This is a genomic window from Flavobacterium cupriresistens, from assembly GCF_020911925.1.
GTDB lineage: Bacteria > Bacteroidota > Bacteroidia > Flavobacteriales > Flavobacteriaceae > Flavobacterium > Flavobacterium cupriresistens.
On the sequence record NZ_CP087134.1, the window covers coordinates 2736650 to 2759800 of the forward strand.

Annotated in this window: 17 protein-coding genes; 10 read left to right on the forward strand and 7 right to left on the reverse strand. The window is 34.6% G+C overall.

What is annotated here, in order from left to right:
* Positions 1–132: 132 nt before the first annotated feature.
* From LNP23_RS11760 to LNP23_RS11800, 9 genes are all read left to right on the forward strand, one after another.
* Positions 133–582, forward strand: coding sequence for a hypothetical protein (locus LNP23_RS11760; protein WP_047775527.1), 450 nt, complete (start codon positions 133–135; stop codon positions 580–582).
* A gap of 21 nt (positions 583–603) precedes the next feature.
* A complete protein-coding gene (locus LNP23_RS11765; protein WP_230005035.1) occupies positions 604–2172 on the forward strand; it encodes a hypothetical protein in 1569 nt (522 codons plus the stop codon).
* A 170-nt stretch (positions 2173–2342) separates the two neighbouring features.
* Positions 2343–4019: an asparagine synthase B gene (asnB, locus tag LNP23_RS11770; protein ID WP_230005036.1), complete on the forward strand. Its 1677-nt coding sequence runs from the start codon at positions 2343–2345 to the stop codon at positions 4017–4019.
* A gap of 241 nt (positions 4020–4260) precedes the next feature.
* Positions 4261–5877: an asparagine synthase B gene (gene asnB / locus LNP23_RS11775; RefSeq protein ID WP_047775533.1), complete on the forward strand. Its 1617-nt coding sequence runs from the start codon at positions 4261–4263 to the stop codon at positions 5875–5877.
* A 201-nt stretch (positions 5878–6078) separates the two neighbouring features.
* Positions 6079–8811 carry a M16 family metallopeptidase gene (locus tag LNP23_RS11780; RefSeq protein WP_230005037.1) on the forward strand — a complete coding sequence of 911 codons (2733 nt, stop codon included), beginning with the start codon at positions 6079–6081 and terminating at the stop codon, positions 8809–8811.
* A 304-nt stretch (positions 8812–9115) separates the two neighbouring features.
* Positions 9116–11056 (forward strand): DNA topoisomerase (ATP-hydrolyzing) subunit B, encoded by a 1941-nt coding sequence (gyrB, locus tag LNP23_RS11785; RefSeq protein ID WP_047775536.1) that lies wholly within the window; start codon positions 9116–9118, stop codon positions 11054–11056.
* A 111-nt stretch (positions 11057–11167) separates the two neighbouring features.
* The gene (gene mdh / locus LNP23_RS11790) at positions 11168–12103 is read left to right on the forward strand and encodes a malate dehydrogenase (protein ID WP_230005038.1); all 936 of its coding nucleotides are present in this window, start codon (positions 11168–11170) and stop codon (positions 12101–12103) included.
* Positions 12104–12330: 227 nt separating this feature from the next.
* Positions 12331–15303 (forward strand): protein translocase subunit SecDF, encoded by a 2973-nt coding sequence (gene secDF / locus LNP23_RS11795; RefSeq protein WP_230005039.1) that lies wholly within the window; start codon positions 12331–12333, stop codon positions 15301–15303.
* A gap of 85 nt (positions 15304–15388) precedes the next feature.
* The gene (locus tag LNP23_RS11800) at positions 15389–16012 is read left to right on the forward strand and encodes an acyloxyacyl hydrolase (protein ID WP_230005040.1); all 624 of its coding nucleotides are present in this window, start codon (positions 15389–15391) and stop codon (positions 16010–16012) included.
* Between the two features lie 244 nt (positions 16013–16256).
* Here the strand turns inward: LNP23_RS11800 and lgt are convergent, their stop codons facing one another.
* The 7 genes from lgt to LNP23_RS11835 form a co-directional block, all read right to left on the reverse strand.
* On the reverse strand, positions 16257–17189 hold the full coding sequence (gene lgt, locus LNP23_RS11805) for a prolipoprotein diacylglyceryl transferase (RefSeq protein WP_230005041.1): 933 nt from the start codon (positions 17187–17189) through the stop codon (positions 16257–16259).
* 66 nt (positions 17190–17255) lie between these two features.
* Positions 17256–17495: a membrane protein insertion efficiency factor YidD gene (yidD, locus tag LNP23_RS11810; protein WP_047775542.1), complete on the reverse strand. Its 240-nt coding sequence runs from the start codon at positions 17493–17495 to the stop codon at positions 17256–17258.
* A gap of 21 nt (positions 17496–17516) precedes the next feature.
* Positions 17517–18992, reverse strand: coding sequence for a cysteine--tRNA ligase (gene cysS / locus LNP23_RS11815; protein ID WP_230005042.1), 1476 nt, complete (start codon positions 18990–18992; stop codon positions 17517–17519).
* 83 nt (positions 18993–19075) lie between these two features.
* On the reverse strand, positions 19076–19198 hold the full coding sequence (locus LNP23_RS11820; protein ID WP_230005043.1) for a four helix bundle protein: 123 nt from the start codon (positions 19196–19198) through the stop codon (positions 19076–19078).
* 20 nt (positions 19199–19218) lie between these two features.
* Positions 19219–19368 (reverse strand): four helix bundle protein, encoded by a 150-nt coding sequence (locus LNP23_RS11825; protein WP_230005044.1) that lies wholly within the window; start codon positions 19366–19368, stop codon positions 19219–19221.
* 128 nt (positions 19369–19496) lie between these two features.
* Positions 19497–20168, reverse strand: coding sequence for a GTP cyclohydrolase I FolE (gene folE / locus LNP23_RS11830; RefSeq protein ID WP_047775547.1), 672 nt, complete (start codon positions 20166–20168; stop codon positions 19497–19499).
* Between the two features lie 205 nt (positions 20169–20373).
* On the reverse strand, positions 20374–21573 hold the full coding sequence (locus LNP23_RS11835) for a pyridoxal phosphate-dependent aminotransferase (protein ID WP_230005045.1): 1200 nt from the start codon (positions 21571–21573) through the stop codon (positions 20374–20376).
* Between the two features lie 123 nt (positions 21574–21696).
* Here LNP23_RS11835 and LNP23_RS11840 point away from each other — a divergent pair, with 123 nt between their 5' ends.
* Positions 21697–23022, forward strand: coding sequence for a PDZ domain-containing protein (locus tag LNP23_RS11840; RefSeq protein ID WP_047775550.1), 1326 nt, complete (start codon positions 21697–21699; stop codon positions 23020–23022).
* The last annotated feature ends 129 nt before the right edge of the window (positions 23023–23151 follow it).

Genomic DNA, 23151 nt, shown 5'->3' on the forward strand with positions numbered 1-23151 from the left:
ATTCGCGGCTAATTTTTTTTAGAAATAAAATGAGATTAATTTGCGATCTTTGCGTAAACCTTCGCGTACCTTGCGGTTAAACAAAAATCTTAGCAACTTAGAACCTCAGTAACTTAGCCCCTCAAAAAAAAAATGACTTTCAAAGAAAAAATATATTCCCATTATCTACAAATGGTTCAGGACCGCATTGATGTTTTTAGAGACATGATTTCGGCCTTGACCGAAGATTCTAAAAACGATGCAAAAGGATCAGCCGGCGATAAACACGAAACCGCTTTGTCGATGATGCATATTGAGCAAGAGAAGTTAACGAATAAACTAAAAGAAGCCATAACCCAAAAAGCCGTTTTAGATAAAATTGAAGCATCAAAAAGTACAGAAAATATAGTTTTAGGGAGTTTGGTAAAGGCTAACGGAATTTATTTATACCTCAGTGTAGCACTTCCTAAAATTACAATTGATGGTATAAACGTTATTGCACTTTCGCCTCAATCTCCGTTGGGGAATCATTTAATGGGTAATAAAGTAGGGTTTGAATTTGAGATTAATAAAACACATTATACTATTGAAAGTGTTTTGTAATTAATTTAAAAGAAGAAAGTTATGAGAATATTTTTTGTTTTGATGGTTTTGTTTTGCATGGATTTAACTGCTCAGAATACAGAATTTAAAGTTTACGATAATGGACTGATTTATTCTGAAAACTCAGTTGGAAAACTGAAGCATATTGTTGATTCGTTGAATTTGAAATTTAAAGTATGTGATTTCAAGAAGATCTTTCTTTCCTCTGCCCAGACAAAAGTCAATTTTATTGAGATAAACAAATCCGATGCATCAGAAGCTAAAAAAGATCTGGAAAATAATATATCGTATTCCGACTTTAAAACGAAGTATCCAAAGGCTACTTTTGATGAGAACTTAGTTGTGATAAAATCTCACTACACTAATTATGAACATGTGAAAAATGTAAATTTTTCAAGCTTAGAATTAGGGGAAAGGCAAAGACAGACAATAAGTTCTAGTCAAAATGAGATAGATTCTTATAACAATAATTTTAAAGGTAAATGGGTTTTTGAATATCAGGAAAAAACAAAGTATTCAAAGGAGTCATTACGTGCTTTTTATTTTATAGAAGAATTTAAGTCAAAACCAATTGTAGATAAGTATGCTAAATTAATTCAGTATGCGGATTGTTTAATAGACACAACTGCGCAAATTTTTTATAAAGATGCAAAAAACTCAGGTGTTAGATATTTCGATAGTTTGCCAAACAAGGCAACAAAATTTAAAGAGTATGTTAATAATACTTTGAAAAAGCCAAGTTTTAGCTATGAGAAATTATCTCTTATTTATGGTTATGACGAAATGGCTTTCGATGCTGATTCAATGAAAAAGAATAAAGAGAATATAGCGAATAAAGAGCTTGCAGAAAAAGAATATAAGGTTTACCAAAAGAATTTAGAAAAATGGGAATCCGTAAAATTTACTCGATTAGATTCTATAGAAAAGGCTGATAAAAATTTTGATTTAATGTTGAATGAAGCATTTATTGAAGCGAAAATAAATAAATCCTCAGACGAAGAATTTGAAGAATATGTAGGTCGTTTTATTGGAAAAAGGGAAGAACTCGAATTAAAAAGAAACAGGCGGGTTATTGGTGGCTGTAGTATGGATGACAGCCCAAGAGTACATGCTTTGAATATTGCAATGCTTTCTGCAGAAACTACAAAATGGGAAATTTTTCTTCGATCTCACCTTAATATAATGAATGATCGTTTTGACAGGGCTAGTGACGGGAGTTATGCTCAAGGGGCAAGAAATACGTATATCAAGGAGATTGAGGTTTTAGATATAAATGTTTTAGATTTGATTTTAGGGATATCTTTAAGAATAGAAAATCCATCCGAGAACCATTATTTCTCCAATATAAATAGGGTTGGGCGTGCTCTTTCTGAAAGTTCCAATCCTACAGTAGTGGAAATGAATTTGCTAAATATGATAGTTGATACTGATTTGGACGACTATAATAGAGTATTAATGTATTATTTGTTTGATAATTATAATTACAATTTGAAAGATGAAAATGCAAAAAAGCTAAATCAATCTAAATTGCAAGTGGCTGTTTCTAAATTGCCAGACTATATTTCTTCCAGAATTATTTTTAAAAATTAAAATTTTTAAGTTCCAACCTGTTTTTTATACTAAAATTTTACATTTTATATGTAAAATTGATTTTATGGTTTTAAATTATAACTGAAATTAGCTTTTGTGTTTTTCAATTGTAACCATTACTGCATCTTTGCCTTATCAAAATAAAATTTATAAAATAAAAAGATATAGTTATGTGTGGAATTGTATGTGCCTTTGATCTGAAGCAAAAAGCAGAAAGTTTAAGACCTCAAGTTTTAGAAATGTCTAAAATCATCCGTCACCGTGGACCGGACTGGAGCGGTATTTATAGCAACGATAAAGCAATTTTATCTCATGAGCGTTTGGCAATTGTAGATCCGGCTTCGGGGAAACAGCCTTTGTTTACAGCAGATAAAAAATTGGTTTTGGCAGCAAACGGTGAAATCTATAACCACAGAGAATTACGCAAACAATTTGAAGGAAAATACGACTTTCAAACCGAAAGTGATTGCGAAGTTATTTTAGCACTTTACAAGGAAAAAGGCCCTCATTTTATTGACGAAATGAACGGAATCTTCGGATTTGCAATTTATGATGTAGACAAAGATGAGTACTTTATCGCTCGTGATCATATGGGAATTATTCCGTTATACATTGGTTGGGATCAGGACGGAACTTTTTATGTAGCATCAGAATTGAAAGCTTTAGAAGGGTATTGTACAAAAATTGAATTGTTTCCTCCGGGACATTATATGACCAGTAAAGACGGTGAATTTGTACAATGGTATAAAAGAGACTGGACGGACTACGATGCGGTAAAAGACAACGAAACAAGTATTCCTGAAATTAAAAAAGCATTGGAAGCAGCCGTTCACAGACAACTGATGAGTGATGTTCCTTACGGAGTTTTACTTTCCGGAGGTTTAGATTCGTCTATTACTTCAGCAGTAGCTAAAAAATATGCACAAAAACGTATTGAGTCAGACGATACTACAGATGCCTGGTACCCACAATTGCACTCTTTTTCAGTTGGACTGGAAGGTTCACCTGATTTGGCAGCTGCGAGAGTTGTTGCAGATCATATCGGAACTATTCACCATGAAATTAAATTTACAATTCAGGAAGGCTTAGATGCAGTTCGTGATGTGATTTATAACTTAGAAACCTATGATGTAACTACAGTGAGAGCATCGACTCCGATGTGGTTGATGGCGAGAGTTATTAAATCAATGGGGATCAAAATGGTCCTTTCGGGAGAAGGAGCTGATGAATTGTTTGGAGGTTATTTATACTTTCATAAAGCACCAAACGCAAGAGAATTTCACGAAGAAAACGTACGCAAATTAGGGAAACTACATATGTACGATTGTTTGCGTGCCAACAAAAGTCTGGCAGCTTGGGGAATCGAAGGACGTGTACCATTTTTGGATAAAGAATTTATGGATGTTGCCATGCGCATCAACCCACAAGATAAAATGATCAACAAAGAACATCCGATGGAAAAATGGGTGGTTCGTAAAGCTTTTGAAGAAATGTTGCCCGAGAGTGTGGCGTGGAGACAAAAAGAACAATTTTCTGATGGAGTAGGATACAGCTGGATTGATACTTTGAAAGAAGTAGTAGCAAGAGAAGTTTCAGATGAACAATTGGCAAATGCCAGATTTAAATTTCCGTTGCAGACGCCAACTTCAAAAGAAGAATATTACTACCGTTCTATTTTTGCAGAACACTTCCCAAGTGATGCAGCAGCATTATGTGTACCTCAGGAAGCCAGTGTAGCATGTAGTACCAAAATCGCTTTGGAGTGGGATGAGGCTTTCAAAAACATGAATGATCCATCAGGAAGAGCTGTTGCCAGCGTTCATGATGATGCCTACGCTAAAGCATAAAGGGGTTTTGTTTATTAATTAGTATCAGGAAAGACGTTCTTAATTGTAAGGACGTTTTCTTGGTTTAAGATAATAAATTGTATTATTTCAGCTACTTGAGATAATAATTTGGGAATTATTTAACTTTCTTTTTTATATTTGACATTACTCAAGAGAGTGATTTAAGTTTAATTTAGAAAGTGGCATAAAATGAGGTTTATGTTTACTTTGAATAACATTTAGAAATAAAAAAAAGAATAGTATGTCCGGAATATTAGCTGTTATCGGTAAAGGAAAAGATCCCCAGCTCGTTAGAGCGCTTTCTGAAAGAATGTCGCACCGTGGTCCTGATGAAAGAGGTTATCAGATCATGGAAAATGGAAGCATTATTTGTCACGAGAGTTTGTCGATTATAGATCTTAATTCAGGGAAACAACCTATTCAGGGGACTAATAAAGCCTGGATGGTGCACGATGGTGAAATTTATAATTACCAGGAATTAAGAAATGGAATTTTGAAAGACCACACTTTCAGAACAAAATCAGACTCAGAAGTGATCGTGCATTTGTACGAAGAGTATGGATATGATTTTTGTAACAAATTAGATGGTGACTGGACTTTCGTAATCGTTGACGGTGATGATTATATTGCCGGCAGAGACCCATTGGGAGTAAAACCGCTGTATTATGGTTTGGACGAAAGAGGAAGAATTTACTTTTCTTCAGAAATGAAGCCAATTGCAGATCAATGCAAAACATTTTCAACTTTCCCTCCGGGGCATTATTATACTCCAAAAACAGGTTTTGTGAAATATTACCGTCCGGAGTATGAGGATTATGAAAAAGCAGGTCAGGATCTTGAATTGTCTTTGATCAGAGAAAGTCTTACAGCAGCGGTGAGTAAACGTTTGATGAGTGAAGTGCCCATTGGAGCACTGCTTTCCGGTGGTTTGGATTCTTCTTTAATTGCGGCCATCACTTCCCGACTGAAAGCTGACAAAGGAAAAAAACTGAAAACTTTTTCGATTGCTTTAGATGCGAATGCACCCGATGCTATTGCTGCCAGAAAAGCGGCTGAATTTTTGGGAACAGACCATCATGAAGTTCATTTTTCAGTAGCAGAAGGAATTGGACTTTTAGAAAAAATAATTTTTCATATCGAAACCTACGATATCATATCGGTTAGAGCCAGTGTGCCCATGTACCTGTTGTCTAAAGCGATTGCCGATAAAGGAGTAAAAGCAATTCTTTCCGGAGAAGGTGCTGACGAAATCTTTGGAGGACATTTGTATTTCAGAAATGCTCCATCAACAGAAGAATTTCAAAAGGAAAGTATCGAGAGAGTCCAAAAATTATTTACGGCCGATTTATTGCGTGCCGATAAATCTACAATGGCAAATGGTTTAGAAACAAGAATTCCGTTTTTAGACCGAAACTTTCTGGATGTTACGATGTTGATTAAACCCGAAGAAAAACAGCCTAAAACATACGAGGGAATCGAAAAATACATCTTAAGAAAAGCATTTGATACCCCGGAAACGCCTTATTTGCCATCGGATATTTTATGGCGTCAAAAAGAACAATTCTCGGATGGAGTGGGGTATAATTGGATTGATGAATTAATCGAATATTGTGCGACTCAGGTTTCTGATCAGCAATTAGAAGGAGCAAATACAGAGTTTCCGTATAATTCTCCTACTACCAAAGAAGCCTATTTGTACCGTTCCATTTTTCATAAATATTATCCACAGGTTAGTGCGGCGCAAACCGTTCGAAAATGGATACCAAAATGGCAGGAAAATCAAGACCCAAGCGGACGTGCAAATGCAGCCCATTTAAAGGCAGCTGTTGCAACAACAAACTCCGGCGCAGCAGTGTAATTTTAAAATTTAATAGAGTAGAAAATAAAATTCAAACCCCAATTGAATTTCGATAATTTCAGAAAATCCGAGACGACATTTTAACTGTTTGTTTCGGATTTTTTTATTAAAGTGGATTTTAAATTATTTATTTTGTATTTGAAAAGCACTATATTTGATAAAGTCATAAAAGAATAGTTTACTTTATAATTGAATAAAAATATGAAAAAATTAGTGCTTGGGGGAATTTTGTATTGCTCATTGGGTGTAATAAGTTCTGTTTACGCTCAGAAAAAAGAACAGCCTAAATACATTACAAATGTAGAAGGGGTAAAGGAATATGCTTTAAATAACGGATTAAAAGTTCTTTTAATTCCGGACGCTTCACAAAGTAATATGATTGTAAATATCGTTTACAAAGTGGGGTCGATTAATGAGGGATACGGCGAAAAAGGAATGGCGCATTTGTTGGAGCACATGCTTTTTAAGAGTACTAAAAATTTGGGAGACATAAAAAAGATGCTTTCCGATAAAGGAGGAAATGCAAACGGAACGACCTGGTTTGACCGAACCAATTATTATGAAGTTTTTCCTTCCAGTGATGCGAACCTGAAATGGAGTCTCGAGATGGAGGCCGACCGAATGATTAATTCGACAATTTTACAAGCAGATTTAGATAAAGAATTTTCTGTTGTTAGAAATGAATTTGAAATAGGTGAAAATAATCCCGACGCAGTTTTACAAGAAAGAATCCTGTCAACAGCTTATTTATGGCATAACTACGGAAATAGTACTATTGGAAGTAAAGAAGATATTGAACGTGTAAAAGCAAATACATTAAGAGTTTTTTACGAAAAGTATTATCAGCCTGATAATGCAGTTTTGGTTATTGCAGGTAAGTTTGATGAGCAGAAAGCATTAGAATATATTGGACAGTATTTTGCTGTGATCCCAAAACCGAAAAGAGTTTTGGCTAAGCCTTACACACTCGAACCGGCTCAGGACGGAGAAAAGTTTGTAGAACTAAAAAGAGCAGGTGAAAGCAAAAATGTTGGGGCAGTGTATCATACCGCACCATATGCAGATAAAGATTATGCTGCAATTGATGCGTTGGCTGAAATTTTAACGGCAGATCCATCAGGTTATCTGTATAAATCTTTGGTAGAAACACGTAAAGTTTCAAGTATCTACACTTGGCAGCCTACCGTAAAAGATGCAAGTTTTATGTATTTTGGAGTTGCAGTGCCAAACGATAAAGATATTAAAGAGACCGAAAATATCGTAAGAGCAGAATTAGATAAAATTACAACTACAAAATATACAGATGAAGATGTAAACAGAGCTAAAGCAAAATTAATTAAACAAATTGAAAGTGTAAAAAACAATACTATTTCGTTTGCAGTTGGTCTGACAGAAATTATTGGAGCAGGAGATTACAGACTTGGTTTTATTTATAGAGATGCGGTTGAAAAACTGACAAAGGAAGATATACAAAGAGTAGCAGAAAAATACTTTAAAAGTAACAACAGAACAGTAGGTATATTTATTCCGTCAAAAGACGAACAAAGACTGAAAGCGGTAGAATATACCGACGAACAATTGGTTGCTTTAACGAAAGACTACAAAGGAAAAGCAATCGAAAAAGAAGCAGCTCCATTTGAAGCTTCCATAAAAAATTTAAAGCAAAATCTTGTTGAAGGCAAATTAAGTAATGGTGCAAAATACGGATTGGTTAAAAAAGAAATAAAAGGAGGCAAGGTTCAGGCGAGTTTTAAATTCTATGTAAGTAATGAGAAGGATTTAGAGGGTAAAGCAGATGTTGGAGGAATTTTGGCACAATTGCTTAAAACAGGTACTAAAACCAGAACAAAAGAACAAATTCAGGATCAGTTAGATCAATTGAAGTCTAGTGTGAATTTTGGTTTCTCAGAACAAGTTTTATCGGTTAATATTAATACCTATAAAGAGAATTTCAAAGATGTAATGGGCATATTAGGTGATTTACTGGTTAATTCTACCTTTCCTGAAAATGAGCTGCAAAAGACAATTACAGAATACAATACCTACTTAGAATCCAATCTTAATGATCCTCAGGCGATAGCCTTTAATGAAATTTCAAGATTAACGGCTAAATATCCGAAAGGAAATATCTTCTACACGGCAACAATTCAAGAACAAATAGATGCGTTTAAAAAGATAAAACAATCCGAGTTAGTAGATTTTTACCAAAACATTTTAGGAGCAAATAATGGGGTAGGTTGTGTTATTGGAGATTTAGATACTAAAACTACAGTCGAAATTCTTGAAAATACTTTTGGGAAGTGGAATTCGAAGTCTAAATACGAACGTGCAAAACCAACTTATTTTGATAGTCAGAAAGTCGACAAAGACTATATTACTCCGGATAAAGAAAATGCTGTGGCAACTGGAAAAATCAGCTTAAAAATGGATCGAAAAAGTCCGGATTATCCAGCCTTTATTATGGTGAATGAAATCATTGGAAGTGGTGGCTTTTTGACGGCAAGAATCCCAATGCGATTAAGAGAAAAAGAAGGAATTAGTTATGGAGCTGGTTCATTTATCAATGTGCCGGTTGATAATGATGTTGCTTTTTGGGAATATTATGCTTTTCTAAATCCAACTAAAAAAGGAGCGGTTGAAGCGGCTACAAAAGAAGAAATCACAAAAGCACTAAAAGACGGATTTACGGAGGAGGAATTAAAAACAAACTTAGTAAGCTGGCAGAATGGAAGAAAAACCAGATTAGGAAGCGATGATACTTTGATGGGGCTTGTGAATACACATCTTATTTACGGAATCCCATTGGAAGATTACGATGATTTAGAAAGCAAAGTTAAAGCATTGAAAATTCAGGAAGTAAATACGGTATTGAAAAAGTATATCAGTCTGGATAAAATGACTTCTATTTATGTAGGGGACTTTACTAAAAAATAAATTCCAAAACCTCAAATTCCAAATTCCAAATTTTGGGTGGATTTGAAACATTTTTTAAAATCCGAAACAACATTTTAAATGTTTGTTTCGGATTTTCTATTTCAAAATTGGAATTTGGAATTTTAAAAAAGTGCCTTTTTAATAAAAAGAGGTTGCTTTTTTGGAATTTGGAATTTATTTTTTGGAATTTATCACAATTGTGTTGATAACTTACACGCTTTAAATCGTAATTTAACGGATATATAATTTGCGTTTTTATATATTTGCGTGTTAGACAATAATTACATTTTTTAGAATAAATTATATGAGCGAAGAAATCAAGAAGAACAATTATTCAGCAGATAGTATTCAGGCATTAGAAGGAATGGAGCACGTAAGAATGCGTCCATCGATGTATATTGGAGATGTAGGAGTTCGAGGGCTACACCATTTGGTTTATGAGGTTGTTGATAACTCGATTGATGAGGCGATGGGAGGACATTGTGATACCATTGGTGTTGCAATAAATGAAGACGGTTCGGTAACGGTTGAAGATAACGGTCGTGGTATCCCGGTCGATTTACACAAAAAAGAAGGAGTTTCTGCACTTGAGGTTGTAATGACCAAAATTGGTGCCGGAGGTAAATTTGATAAAGATTCGTATAAGGTTTCAGGAGGTTTGCACGGAGTTGGTGTTTCGGTTGTAAATGCCCTTTCGATTCATATGAAATCAACTGTATTCAGAGAAGGAAAAATCTATGAGCAGGAGTATGAAAGAGGAAAATCAATGTATCCGGTAAAACAAATCGGAGAAACAGATAAGAGAGGTACACGCCAGACTTTTTACCCTGACAATACTATTTTTACTCAGACAACAGAGTTCTCTTATGATACATTGTCGGCTCGTATGCGTGAGCTTTCTTTTTTGAATAAAGGAATCACCATTACTTTCACCGATAAAAGAGAAGTAGACAAAGACGGGAATTTCAGAAGTGAAGTTTTTCATTCAACAGAAGGTTTGAAAGAATATATCCGTTATTTGGACGGTAACCGTGAACCAATTATTTCTCACGTAATCAGCATGGATCACGATAAAGGTGAAATTCCGGTTGAGGTGGCTTTAATCTACAATACAAGTTATACAGAGAATATATTTTCTTATGTAAATAATATCAATACTCACGAAGGAGGTACGCATTTACAAGGTTTTAGAAGTGGTTTGACAAGAACCCTTAAAAAATACGCAGATGCTTCCGGAATGTTGGATAAATTGAAATTCGAAATTGCGGGAGATGACTTCCGTGAGGGATTAACAGCTATTATTTCGGTAAAAGTTGCAGAACCACAATTCGAAGGACAAACCAAAACCAAACTTGGAAACAGAGAGGTAGTTTCTCCGGTTTCTCAAGCTGTTGGAGAAATGTTGGAGAATTATTTGGAAGAAAATCCAAATGATGCAAGAGTAATTATCCAAAAAGTAATTTTGGCTGCTCAGGCCCGTCATGCTGCTAAAAAAGCACGTGAAATGGTACAACGTAAAACCGTTATGGGTGGCGGTGGATTACCTGGAAAATTATCAGATTGTTCGGAGCAGGATCCTGCAAGATGTGAGGTTTACCTTGTCGAGGGAGATTCGGCTGGTGGAACAGCAAAACAAGGTCGTGATCGTAACTTTCAGGCGATTTTACCATTACGTGGTAAGATTCTGAATGTAGAGAAAGCGATGCATCATAAAGTATTCGAAAACGAGGAGATCCGTAATATTTTTACCGCTTTGGGAGTTACTGTTGGTACAGCAGAAGACAGTAAAGCATTAAATCTTGAAAAACTAAGATACCACAAAGTAATCATCATGTGTGATGCGGATGTCGATGGTAGTCACATTTCTACCTTAATATTAACGTTCTTCTTCCGTTTCATGAAAGAATTGATCGAAGAAGGTCACGTTTATATCGCAGCACCACCTTTATACTTAGTTAAAAAAGGAAATAAGAAAGAATACGCATGGAATGATGTTCAACGTGATCAGGCCAACGAAAGAATGGGAGGAAGTGCTGCTATTCAACGTTATAAAGGTCTTGGAGAGATGAATGCGGAGCAATTATGGGAAACAACCATGGATCCAAGTTTCAGAACTTTACGTCAGGTAACGATTGATAGTCTTGCAGAAGCAGATCGAGTTTTCTCTATGTTAATGGGGGATGAAGTACCGCCACGTAGAGAGTTTATCGAGAAAAACGCTGTTTATGCAAATATTGACGCATAAAATAAAAGTTTAATAGGTCAATTCGTTTAATTGTTTAAATTTACTAAACGATTAAACGAATTGTCAATTTAAAGACATACAAATTAATTAATAACCGATAAAGTATAAAATATGAAAGTTACCATTGTAGGAGCAGGAAATGTTGGAGCTACATGTGCAGATGTTATTTCTTATAGAGGAATTGCTAGTGAAGTAGTATTGTTGGATATTAAAGAAGGCTTTGCTGAAGGAAAGGCATTAGATATCACGCAATGCGCTACAAATACAGGGTTTAATACCAAAGTTTCAGGTGTAACCAACGATTATTCTAAAACTGCCGGGAGTGATGTAGTAGTAATTACATCCGGAATTCCAAGAAAACCAGGAATGACCCGTGAAGAATTAATAGGTATAAATGCAGGGATTGTAAAAACAGTTGCTGAGAATGTATTAAAACATTCACCAAATACAATTATTGTTGTGGTTTCTAATCCAATGGACACAATGACTTATTTGGCTTTAAAATCTACCGGATTACCAAAAAACAGAATTATAGGTATGGGTGGAGCTTTAGATAGTTCACGTTTCAGAACGTATCTTTCTTTGGCTTTAGACAAACCGGCAAATGATATTTCTGCTATGGTTATAGGTGGTCATGGTGATACAACTATGATTCCTTTGACACGTTTGGCATCTTACAACGGAATTCCGGTTAGCGAATTTCTTTCTGAAGAAGTGTTAGCGAAAGTGGCTGCAGATACGATGGTAGGAGGAGCAACTCTTACAGGTCTTTTAGGAACTTCAGCGTGGTATGCGCCGGGAGCTTCTGTAGCGTATCTTGTGGATAGTATTTTAAACGATCAGAAGAAAATGATTGCTTGTTCTGTTTATGTAGAAGGAGAGTACGGACAAAATGATATCTGTATCGGAGTACCTTGTATAATTGGTAAAAATGGAATTGAAGAAATTTTGGATATCCAGTTAAACGACGCAGAAAAAGCTTTATTTGCTAAAAGTGCTGATGCAGTTAGAGGGATGAATGATGCTCTAAAATCGATTTTAGTATAATGATTTTGATAAAAAAAAGATAAGGCTGCACTTTTGCAGTCTTTTTTTTGAGATTAATTAATAAATAAATTGGTTAATCTTTTCGTAAATTATATATTTGCTCGGTTTAAAAAAAATGTTGTAATTCGTGATCTAGTTTTTTAGTTTTAAAAAAATCATGTCAGGGCTTATTCTATAGGACTTTAAAACAAAAACAAACAATAAAACTTAATTAATTTTTAGTAATAATGCAGAATAAAGGACTTATTAAATTTTTCGCAATTCTATTTGCGTTGGTAAGTATTTACCAACTTTCGTTCACTTACGTGGCAAGCAATGTCAAAAGTGAGGCCAAAGCTTTTGCAGGAGATAATCCTGATAAAGAGCTAAAATATTTAGATTCTATTGGTAAAGTAAAGGTACTGAATCTTGGATTTACGGATTTTACTTATGATGAAGTAAAAAACAAACAAATCAATAAAGGTCTTGACTTAGAAGGAGGAATCAACGTTATTCTTCAAATTTCTATTAAAGATGTTTTGAAAGGATTAGCCAACAATTCTAAAAATCCGGTATTTAATAAATCATTGGCTGATGCGACTGCAAATTTAGAAGGTAACAAAAGTTATTTAGATAAATTTTTTGAGGCTTTTGATGCAAATTCAAGCGGAACAACAAAATTAGCTTCTCCTGAAATCTTTGCTAACAGAAACTTGCAAGGTGAAGGCGGAATTGCTTTTGAAATGTCTGATGCTCAAGCTAAGAAAGTAATTAGAAAAAAAGTAGATGAGTCTATCGAAAGTGCTTACAAAGTATTAAGAGAGCGTATCGATAAATTTGGTGTTACACAACCAAACATCCAAAAATTAGGTGCCACAGGAAGAATCTTAGTGGAGCTTCCAGGTGCTAAAGATGTGGATAGAATTAAAAAATTATTAGGTGGAAAAGCTCAATTAGAGTTTTGGGAAACGTATAAGATTGAAGAAATCGGAAACTTTTTAGTAGCAACTAACGAAGCTTTAAAAAAGACTGAAATCAAAAAAACAGAAACTAAAACAGTTGCTAAAGATTCATTGAATGCTTTATTGACTGATACACAAGATTCAACTAAAGCTAAAAAAGGAAACGACCCATTATTTGACAAAATTGTTGGACAAGGTGGTGGACCGGTTTTAGGTTATTTTGCTCCAAAAGATACAGCAACAATCAATGCTTATTTTAAAAGACCGGAAATCAGAATTTTATTAGCTGCTGATCAACATTATGCAAAATTTGTTTGGAGTAAACCAACTACAATAAAAGATGCAAAAGCAAAAGATGTTGAAGTAGTTGAATTATACGCTTTAAAAGGAAACAGAGACAATGTACCAGCTATGAACGGTGGTCTTGTAACAGATGCGAAAGATACATTTGACCAAATGGGTAAACCAGCTGTTTCTATGCAAATGAACAGCCAAGGTGCTAAAGTTTGGGAAGAATTAACAGGTAGAGCTTTTTCTCAGAAAAGTTATATTGCTATTGTTTTAGATAATATCGTGTATTCTGCGCCAGGTGTTACTAGTGGTCCAATTGCAGGTGGAAGATCTGAAATTACAGGTTCTTTTGATGTAGCTGAAACTAAAGATTTAGCAAACGTATTAAATGCAGGTAAATTACCGGCTTCTGCAGACATTATTCAATCAACTGTTGTAGGACCATCTTTAGGTCAGGCAGCTATTGATGCAGGAACAATTTCTTCTGTATTAGGATTTTTATTAGTTTGTTTATGGATGGTATTCTATTATGGTAAAGCAGGTTGGTATGCTAATCTTGCGTTATTATTAAACTTACTTTTCTTATTCGGAATTATGGCAAGTTTTGGTTTTGTATTAACATTACCAGGTATCGCAGGTATCGTATTAACATTAGGTACGGCGGTAGATGCGAACATTATTATATTTGAAAGAGCAAAAGAAGAATTACGTGAAGGTAAATCATTGTCTGAAGCAGTTGTTGCTTCTTACGGATGGCACGGAGCAATGCGTTCTATCATTGATGCAAACGTAACGCATGTTTTAACTGGAGCAATCTTGTTTATTTTTGGAACAGGTCCAATTAAAGGTTTTGCTTTAACATTACTTATTGGTATCGTAACTTCTATGTTTACGTCAATCTTTATTGCGAGAATCTTTATTGATAGAAACATTGCAGGTAAAGGAGATTTAACTTTCTCTACTAATATTACTAAAAACTGGTTTACTAATTTCCACTTTGATTTTATCAAAATTAAAAAATTCACTTACATCTTCTCTTCAATTGTTGTTGTAGTAAGTTTGGTTTCTATCTTTTTCGTTAACGGATTAGATGAAGGTGTTGATTTTGTTGGAGGAAGAACTTTCCAGGTTAAATTTGAAAAACCAATTGATGCTACTGTAGTTTCAGATGAATTATCTGCTGCTTTCGGAACTCCGGTTGAGGCTAAAATTTTAGGAGATGACGATCAGTTGAAAATCACAACTAAATACAAGATCCAACAAGATGGAGTAGCGGTTGATGAAGAAGTAAATCAAATTTTATACAAAGCGTTAGCAAAATACTATCCTAATACTTCTTATGATAAATTTACTAATACTTACGATGGTAAAAAAGTTGGAGTATTACAAGCTTCTAAAGTTGGAGCTTCTATCTCTGAGGATATTAAAACGAACTCTTACTGGGCAGTTTTAGGTGCTATGGCAGCGATCTTCTTATACTTAATGGTATCGTTCCGTAAATGGCAATATTCATTAGGTGCGATTGCAGCTGTTGCGCATGACGTTATCTTTGTATTGGGAATCTACTCTTTATGTTATAAATTCATGCCATTCCACATGGAAATGGATCAGCACTTTATCGCTGCGATTCTTACGGTGATTGGTTATTCTATGAATGATACTGTAATTGTATTTGACAGAATTAGAGAGTTCATCATCGGAAACCGTAAAGGTAGTTTTGAAGATATTGTAAACGCTTCTATTAATACTACATTGTCAAGAACATTGAATACTTCATTAATGATGATCATTGTATTGTTAACGATGTTTATTTTTGGTGGAGAGTCAATTAGAGGATTCATCTTCGCGATGTTGGTTGGTATTGTAGTAGGAACTTATTCTTCTCTATTTATTGCTACACCGGTATTGGTGGATACAATTTCTAAAGATGATAAACACAATATCGAAGACAAGCACAATAAAGAATAATAATTAAGTTTTATATAAAAAAAAGGATTCAACGAAAGTTGGATCCTTTTTTTTTGTGCTATATTTAAATTTATAAATGTAATTTATGAGTAGAACATTACTATTGGGTTTGTTGGTTTTTTTAGGTGTCTTCAGGATGTGCGGACAAGAGCGTGAGGGTAATTTGAGGGTCGGGTTTAATTATGGTTTTGGAAGTGAATTAAAGAATAGGAATTACACCTTCACCAATCACTTTTATAAAGCTCAATTGTATTACCGGTTAAAAGAAACAAGACATTTTCAATACGAAGTTTTGGTCCAGCCCGAAGTTAATTTTGGAACGCACCAATTGCTGAATTTCTATTTTGTTAAACCGGAGGAGCCTGATTATCTTGAAAAACGTGCTGTTTATACGAAACTAAAAAACATTCATGAATATGTGCTGAATATTGGTTTTTTGATCCGAAAGCCGATAAATAAAAGTCTTTCCGTTTATTTTTTAGGAAGCATTGGTCCGATGATCACAGACACAGAAACAGAACGCATGTCTGAAGGATTTGCTTTTGCTGATGTGTTAGCGCTTGGATTTTCGGTGAAAGCGCAAAGATTCCATTTTGATGTACGTCCAAGTGTCAGGCATGTTTCTAATGCAGGTCTAGGAAGCTCAAATGCGGGCTATAATACAAAGAATATTGAGTTTGGTGTTTCGTATTCTCTTGGGAAGGATTAAAGTTCTAGAACTTGATTTCGATGAATATTAAGTTGCTGATTTTTCTACCTTATGATTTTCCGCACAACTTTTGGACTTGATCCTTTTTCGGTAAGTAACGCAAAGTAAATCTAAAATGAACTTACATTACTTATATGGTTTAAAAATTTTCCAGCTTTTGCCCCTGAACCTGTGAACACAAAAAAAGCGAGGCTGTTTCATTTGTATTGAAACAGCCTCGCTTGTATTTTTGACTTTATTGTGATTAAGAAGTCGCTAAAGGATTTCTTTGTGCTCTGATAATAAAGTATAGTCCAACAATAATAAATGGAATACTTAGCCATTGTCCTGTTGAGAAGAGACCAAGTTCTTCTTCGATTCCGCCTTGGCTTTCTTTTACATACTCGACAACAAAGCGAACCGCAAATAACAATACTAAAAATAGTCCAAACAGATAACCTGATTTAAGTCTTGCATTTGTTTTCCAGTACAAGAAAAATAAGATTGCAAACACAAAAATATAACAAAAGCCTTCATATAATTGTGTCGGATGTTTTGCTGGTACTTGTGCTAACAAATCGGCAAATTTTGGATCTGCTACGATAGCATTATAAGCTTCTTTAGGATTTTGTATACTGGTCGCATTTACAGCTTCTGCTTTGCTGAATTGATCGTGAAGAAAACGAATTCCAAATGGAGAAGTAGTCTCGTGTCCGATGATTTCAGAATTGAAAAAATTTCCTAAACGAACAAAAATAGCACCACTGGCAACCGGTATTACAACTCGGTCTAAGATCCATAACAAAGGACGTTTTAAAACTACTTTACTAAAATAATACATGGCCACAATGATGGCAATTGCAGCGCCGTGACTTGCTAATCCCTGGAATCCTGTAAATTCAAACTTTGGTTCAAATCTAAAAGGCAGAAAGATTTCAAGTAAATGATTTCTGAAATATTCCCAATCATAAAATAAAACATGACCTAAACGTGCACCGATTAAAGTGGCTAAAACAGTCCATACAAATAAAGAATCTAATTTGTCGATCGGTTCGTTTTCGCGTTCGAAAATCTTTTTCATTAAGTACCATCCTAATCCAAAAGCGATTACGAACATTAAACTGTAATAACGAATCATAAAAAATCCTAAATCGATTCCTTCTGAAGGATTCCAAATGATGTTTAAGGCATGTGTCATATGTTGAATTGTTTTTTTTGTGTTGTAAAAATAAATATTTATAACAGAGTAAGTCTTTATTAAAAGTTAATGTTTGTGCAAACATTTCTTTTCGGGAACAGGATCGTAACCGGTTTTTCCCCAGGGATGACAACTCAAAATACGTTTAATTCCGAGGTAACCACCATAAAATAATCCATGCATCTGCAGCGCCTGAATCATATAACTGGAACAGGTTGGCTCAAATCTGCAACTTGCCGGTGTAAAGGGCGAAATGGCATTTTGATAAAAACGCACTAATAAAACAAATGGAGTGATTACTTTCATGGTTTATTAGAAATTGAATGTTTACAAGGAAAAACTGGTGCCTTCTTTTCCGTCTTTTAATTGAATACCAAGTTCAATTAACTGGTCACGAATCTGGTCAGAAAGAGCAAAGTTTTTATCTGCTCTGGCCTGATTTCTCATTCCGATAAGCATATTTACAACACCGTCTAATTTGTCATTATTACCCTCCGCTTTTTCGTCAATCAAACCTAAAACATCAAAAACAAAAGCATTGATGGCAGCGGTAAAGATTGCTAAATCCTCTTCAGAAATAGTTTCTTTTCCTTCTTTTAATAAGTTGATGTAACGAACAGCTTCAAATAGTTGTGCGATTAAGATAGGCGTGTTAAAATCATCATTCATGGCATCATAACACAACTGTTTCCAAGATGTAATGTCTATAGAGCTTGTTGCACTTGAAGTGATTGCCGGTAAAGCGTTAACGGCTTCCATTAATCTTTTATACCCTTTTTCTGCGGCTACAATAGCATCGTCAGAGAAGTCCAAAATACTTCTGTAATGTGCCTGTAACATAAAGAAACGGGTCACAGAAGCCGAAAAGGCTTTGCTTAGAATATTGTTGTCTCCACTTAATATTTCACCCGGTAAAATGTTATTTCCGGTTGATTTTGCCATTTTTTTACCATTTAGGGTAAGCATGTTGGCATGCATCCAGTAATTAACCGGAGAGTGACCCGTGCAAGCTTCATTTTGTGCGATTTCACATTCATGATGCGGGAATTTTAAATCCATTCCACCTCCGTGAATATCAAAATGATTACCCAGATATTTGGTGCTCATGGCAGTACATTCAAGATGCCAGCCAGGGAAACCATCACTCCATGGAGACGGCCATCTCATAACATGTTCCGGTTCTGCTTTTTTCCAAAGCGCAAAATCCTGTGGGTTTCTTTTGTCAGACTGCCCGTCAAGATCACGTGTATTAGCAAGCATATCTTCGATGTTTCTGCCGCTTAATATGCCATAATTTTTGGTTTCGTTATATTTTACAACATCAAAATAAACCGATCCGTTAGATTCGTATCCGATTCCGGTATCGATTATTTTTTTGATGACTTCAATTTGCTCAATAAGGTGTCCCGTAGCAGTTGGTTCAATGCTTGGCGGCAGAAAGTTAAATGATCTTAAAATATCATGAAAATCTACCGTATAGCGTTGTACAATTTCCATTGGTTCAACCTGCTCTAAACGTGCTTTTTTGGCAATTTTATCTTCTCCTTCATCCACATCATCCACAATATGTCCAACATCGGTAATGTTTCTTACGTAGCGCACTTTGTATTCCAGATGCGAAAAATATCTGAAAATAATATCAAAAGACATAAAGGTTCTAACATTGCCCAAGTGTACATTGCTATAAACCGTAGGTCCGCAAACATACATTCCAACATTTCCTACATGTATAGGGTTGAAACTTTCTTTTTCACCCGAAAGTGAGTTGTATATTTTTAGAGGTTGACTTGTGTATAGTGGCATAATGTTATTTTGTTTAATCGTTTAACTGTTAAAGTGTTAATTCGTTTAATCCGGATTGGTCAATTTTATTCTTTTGAAAGATACTATTTTTTTAGATTATTTATCTGATTGCAAATTTTTTCAAGTTTTTCGCGGCATTGAATATATTTTTCTTCCGAAACGTAACCTAAATTTTTTGAAAGAATCAAATGATTTAAAGTTTCCATTGCTGATGCGTATGAAATTGTCAAAAAACAAGCTTTCTCTTTATTTGTATCTCTCTTGATGTTCCTTCTGCAATGTTGGTAACGATTGACGAAGTACTTCTTCTTATTTGAGATGTAATTCCAAATAATTCATTTGATGGAAATTTACTAGTTAATTTGTAAATATCCAAAGTAAAAAATCATGAGTTTTGCCAAACTTCTAACTTTTCAAATGAAAAAACGTACATTGGTTTTGGTTTAGTCGTTTAATTGTTGATTTGTTTAATCGGTTAAACAGTTAAACAAATCAACGATTAACCTAGAACTGAGTTTCTAATTTTATGTAATCAAGAAATTCTCTTTTGGTTTGCGGATCTTTGAATTTTCCACCAAATTCTGAGGTTACGGTACTGCTTTCGATATCTTTGATTCCTCTTGAATTAACGCAAAGGTGTTTGGCATCGATCACGCAGGCAACATCTTCTGTACCAAGAGCTTTTTGTAATTCCTGAACAATCTGCATGGTTAGACGCTCCTGAACCTGAGGTCTTTTGGCATAATACTCAACAATTCGGTTCATTTTAGATAAACCAATAACTCTTCCGCTCGAAATATAAGCAACATGAGCTCTTCCGATGATTGGTAATAAATGGTGTTCGCAGGTAGAATAAACGGTAATGTTTTTTTCAACTAACATTTCACCGTATTTGTAATTATTATCAAAAGTAGAAGCTTTTGGTTGTTTGGAAGGATTAAGACCACCAAAAATTTCTTTTACAAACATCTTAGCAACTCGGTTTGGAGTACCTTTTATGCTGTCGTCCGTCAAATCCATTCCAAGCGTTTGCAGAATGTTTTCGACATCTTTTTTTATTTTTTCTATTTTTTCATCGTCACTTAAGTCAAAAGCGTCCTTTCTAAGAGGGTTTTGCGCATTACTGCTAAAGTGATTGTCACCCATTTCGTCTAAAAAATCTTCGTTATTTATCATTAAAAACTACTATTATATGTGGTAAATCTTTTTAAGGCGGTAAAGATAATTAATAAAAAGCAAACCTTTTCTATCGTTTTTATTATTTAGTGCCTACTTTTTGGATATCGTTTAAATTAAAACCAAAGAGCGCTTTATTTAAAATACAAAAGACAATAACTTTAAGCTGTTATTGTCTTTTGCGATTGATGTTATTGGAGTGGTCTTATTTTTTGCTGTTATAAACTAAAAGAGCTTCTTTAAGAACATTTACGGCACTAACTAAGTCTTTTTTGTTCAGGACATAGGCAATTCTAACCTGATTCAGTCCCATTCCGGGAGTAGAATAAAAACCTGCGGCAGGAGCGACCATTACGGTTTCTCCATTCAAATCATAACTTTCCAAAAGCCATTGTGCAAAATCATCAGCATTATCAATTGGTAATTGAGCAATACAGTAAAAAGCACCTTTGGGTTTGGTTACAATTACGCCTTCTATTTTATTTAATTCTGTAATCAAAGTATCACGACGCTCTTTGTATTCTGAAATAACCTCGTCAAAATAACTCTGAGGAGTGTCTATAGCAGCTTCACAGGCAATCTGTTCGATCGTCGGAGGACTTAGTCTTGCTTGAGCAAATTTCATTACGGTTGCCAAAACTTCTTTGTTTTTGGTAACCAGACAGCCAATTCTTGCGCCACACATACTGTAACGTTTAGAAACAGAATCGACCATAATTACATTTTGTTGTACGTCATCTAAATTCATTACCGAGTAATGAACATCATCTGTATCGTACAGAAATTCACGATAAACCTCGTCGGCGATTAAGTATAAGTCGTATTTTTTAATCAAACCGGCCAGTTGTTTAATTTCTGATTCGGAGTATAGGTATCCTGTTGGATTCCCCGGATTACAGATTAAGATGGCCTTTGTTTTTGGTGTGATTAATTTTTCAACTGTTTCAATGCTTGGCAATGCAAATGCCGTTTCGATAGTCGAAATAACAGGAACCACAGTAGCACTGGTTGATGATGCAAAGGCATGATAATTAGCATAAAAAGGTTCCGGAATGATAATCTCATCTCCCGGATCTGTTATAGTGGCCAACGCAAACAATAAGGCTTCAGAACCACCGGTAGTGATAATGATATCTTCAGAGTTGACATTTACATTTTGGCGTTGGTAAAACTGTGCTAGTTTTTTTCTATAACTTTCATAGCCGGCAGACGGGCTGTATTCTATAATAGTTAAGTCAATATTTTTTACCGCCTGGATGGCTACTTCGGGTGTCTTGATATCCGGTTGACCAATGTTTAAATGATACACTTTATGTCCTTTTTGCTTTGCAATATCTGCATAAGGAGCAAGTTTACGTATCGGTGATTCGGGCATGTTGATGCCTTTTTGCGAAATTGTTGGCATGAGCTATTTGTATTGAAGTGCAAATTTGCATTTTTTTTTCGAATTTAACGTAAACATTATAGTGACTTATGAAAATGTAACAATTATGAATATATTTACTAAATTTATACTAAAATATTATAAATGAAAAAATATATAGTGTTGTTTTTTGGGCTTTTAACACCTTTTCTATTAAATGCTCAAAATGATTTTATGATAGAAAACCAGCGCTCGAAGGTTACTATCCCTTTTAAATTGATCAACAATCTTATTTTTATTCCTATAAAGGTAAATGGAGTAGAATTAAATTTTCTACTGGATTCCGGTGTAGAAGAAACCATCTTGTTTAGTATGGACGAAAGACAAGAAGTTCATTTTAATAATGTTGAAAAAATAAAACTGAGAGGATTAGGAGGTGACGAAGAAATTGAAGGATTGAAATCGACCAACAACGTCTTAGAAACCCACGGCTTGAAATCTATAAATCAATTGCTTTATATTATTCTCGATCAGGAATTTAATTTGTCCTCACATATCGGAATTCCCGTAAATGGAATTATTGGCTATAAATTTTTTAAAAATAATTTAGTTGAAATTAATTATCAAAAAAAGAAAGTTACTATACATCTCAATAACGAAAAGACCAGAAAGAGACTTGAGAAAAAATTTGAAACAATTCCAATAACAATTGAACGATCCAAACCTTATATACAATCAACGGCTGTTGTTGACGGTGTGGATATTCCTGCTAAACTGCTTATTGATATTGGCAACAGTGATGCTTTTTGGGTTTTTGAAAATGATAAAATAAAATTGCCAACAAAAAACTTTCCTGATTTTTTAGGAAAAGGCTTCAGTGGGGACATTGAGGGACACAGGGCAAAAATTTCAAAATTTTCGATCGCGGACTTTGAGTTTAAAAATCCAATTGTTTCTTTTCCCGATTCAACATCAGTTCGGAATGTAAAAATGGTTCCCGGGCGTATTGGTTCTCTTGGGGGTGAAGTTTTAAAAAGATTTACAGTGGTGTTAGACTATGCAGATCAAAAGCTGTTTCTGAAAAAAAACAGCAAATTTTCGGAACCGTTCACTTATAATAAAAGCGGTATTACAGTTCAACACAATGGTTTGCAATGGGTACAGGAGACTGTTCACTTAGAAACGGTGCAAGTTACATCATCTCTGGGTGAGATGGAAGCAAATGCAAGAAAAGGAAATGATTTTAGGTACAAATTTAGTTTAAAGCCCGTTTTTGAAATCGTAAACATCCGCAAGTTTTCGGCTGCTGAAAAATGCGGTTTGATGAAAGGAGATATTATTGTGAGTATCAATAGTGTATTGCCATACAAATATTCGCTTCAACAAATAAATGCGCTTTTAAAATCGGAAGATGATATTTGGATTACTTTAGAAGTAGAGCGAAATAGTTTGATTTTGAAATTCAGATTTAAGCTTGAAGACGAATTGTAGGTCGTTTGTCGATAAAGTAGGTTTATTAGGGGTTAAGGAATGTTAATCTTTTCAATTTTAAGTTAAAATTAACAAGAAAATTTTGTTTTTTATTTACGAGGGATTAATATTTTCATATGTTTGTCTAAA

Bases quoted from the DNA above. Each gene is read 5' to 3' on its own strand.
- LNP23_RS11760 (WP_047775527.1), top strand. From the start codon at position 133: ATGACTTTCAAAGAAAAAATATATTCCCATTATCTACAAATGGTTCAG.
- LNP23_RS11765 (WP_230005035.1), top strand. From the start codon at position 604: ATGAGAATATTTTTTGTTTTGATGGTTTTGTTTTGCATGGATTTAACT.
- asnB (WP_230005036.1), top strand. From the start codon at position 2,343: ATGTGTGGAATTGTATGTGCCTTTGATCTGAAGCAAAAAGCAGAAAGT.
- asnB (WP_047775533.1), top strand. From the start codon at position 4,261: ATGTCCGGAATATTAGCTGTTATCGGTAAAGGAAAAGATCCCCAGCTC.
- LNP23_RS11780 (WP_230005037.1), top strand. From the start codon at position 6,079: ATGAAAAAATTAGTGCTTGGGGGAATTTTGTATTGCTCATTGGGTGTA.
- gyrB (WP_047775536.1), top strand. From the start codon at position 9,116: ATGAGCGAAGAAATCAAGAAGAACAATTATTCAGCAGATAGTATTCAG.
- mdh (WP_230005038.1), top strand. From the start codon at position 11,168: ATGAAAGTTACCATTGTAGGAGCAGGAAATGTTGGAGCTACATGTGCA.
- secDF (WP_230005039.1), top strand. From the start codon at position 12,331: ATGCAGAATAAAGGACTTATTAAATTTTTCGCAATTCTATTTGCGTTG.
- LNP23_RS11800 (WP_230005040.1), top strand. From the start codon at position 15,389: ATGAGTAGAACATTACTATTGGGTTTGTTGGTTTTTTTAGGTGTCTTC.
- lgt (WP_230005041.1), bottom strand. From the start codon at position 17,189: ATGACACATGCCTTAAACATCATTTGGAATCCTTCAGAAGGAATCGAT.
- yidD (WP_047775542.1), bottom strand. From the start codon at position 17,495: ATGAAAGTAATCACTCCATTTGTTTTATTAGTGCGTTTTTATCAAAAT.
- cysS (WP_230005042.1), bottom strand. From the start codon at position 18,992: ATGCCACTATACACAAGTCAACCTCTAAAAATATACAACTCACTTTCG.
- LNP23_RS11820 (WP_230005043.1), bottom strand. From the start codon at position 19,198: ATGGAAACTTTAAATCATTTGATTCTTTCAAAAAATTTAGGTTACGTT.
- folE (WP_047775547.1), bottom strand. From the start codon at position 20,168: ATGATAAATAACGAAGATTTTTTAGACGAAATGGGTGACAATCACTTT.
- LNP23_RS11835 (WP_230005045.1), bottom strand. From the start codon at position 21,573: ATGCCAACAATTTCGCAAAAAGGCATCAACATGCCCGAATCACCGATA.
- LNP23_RS11840 (WP_047775550.1), top strand. From the start codon at position 21,697: ATGAAAAAATATATAGTGTTGTTTTTTGGGCTTTTAACACCTTTTCTA.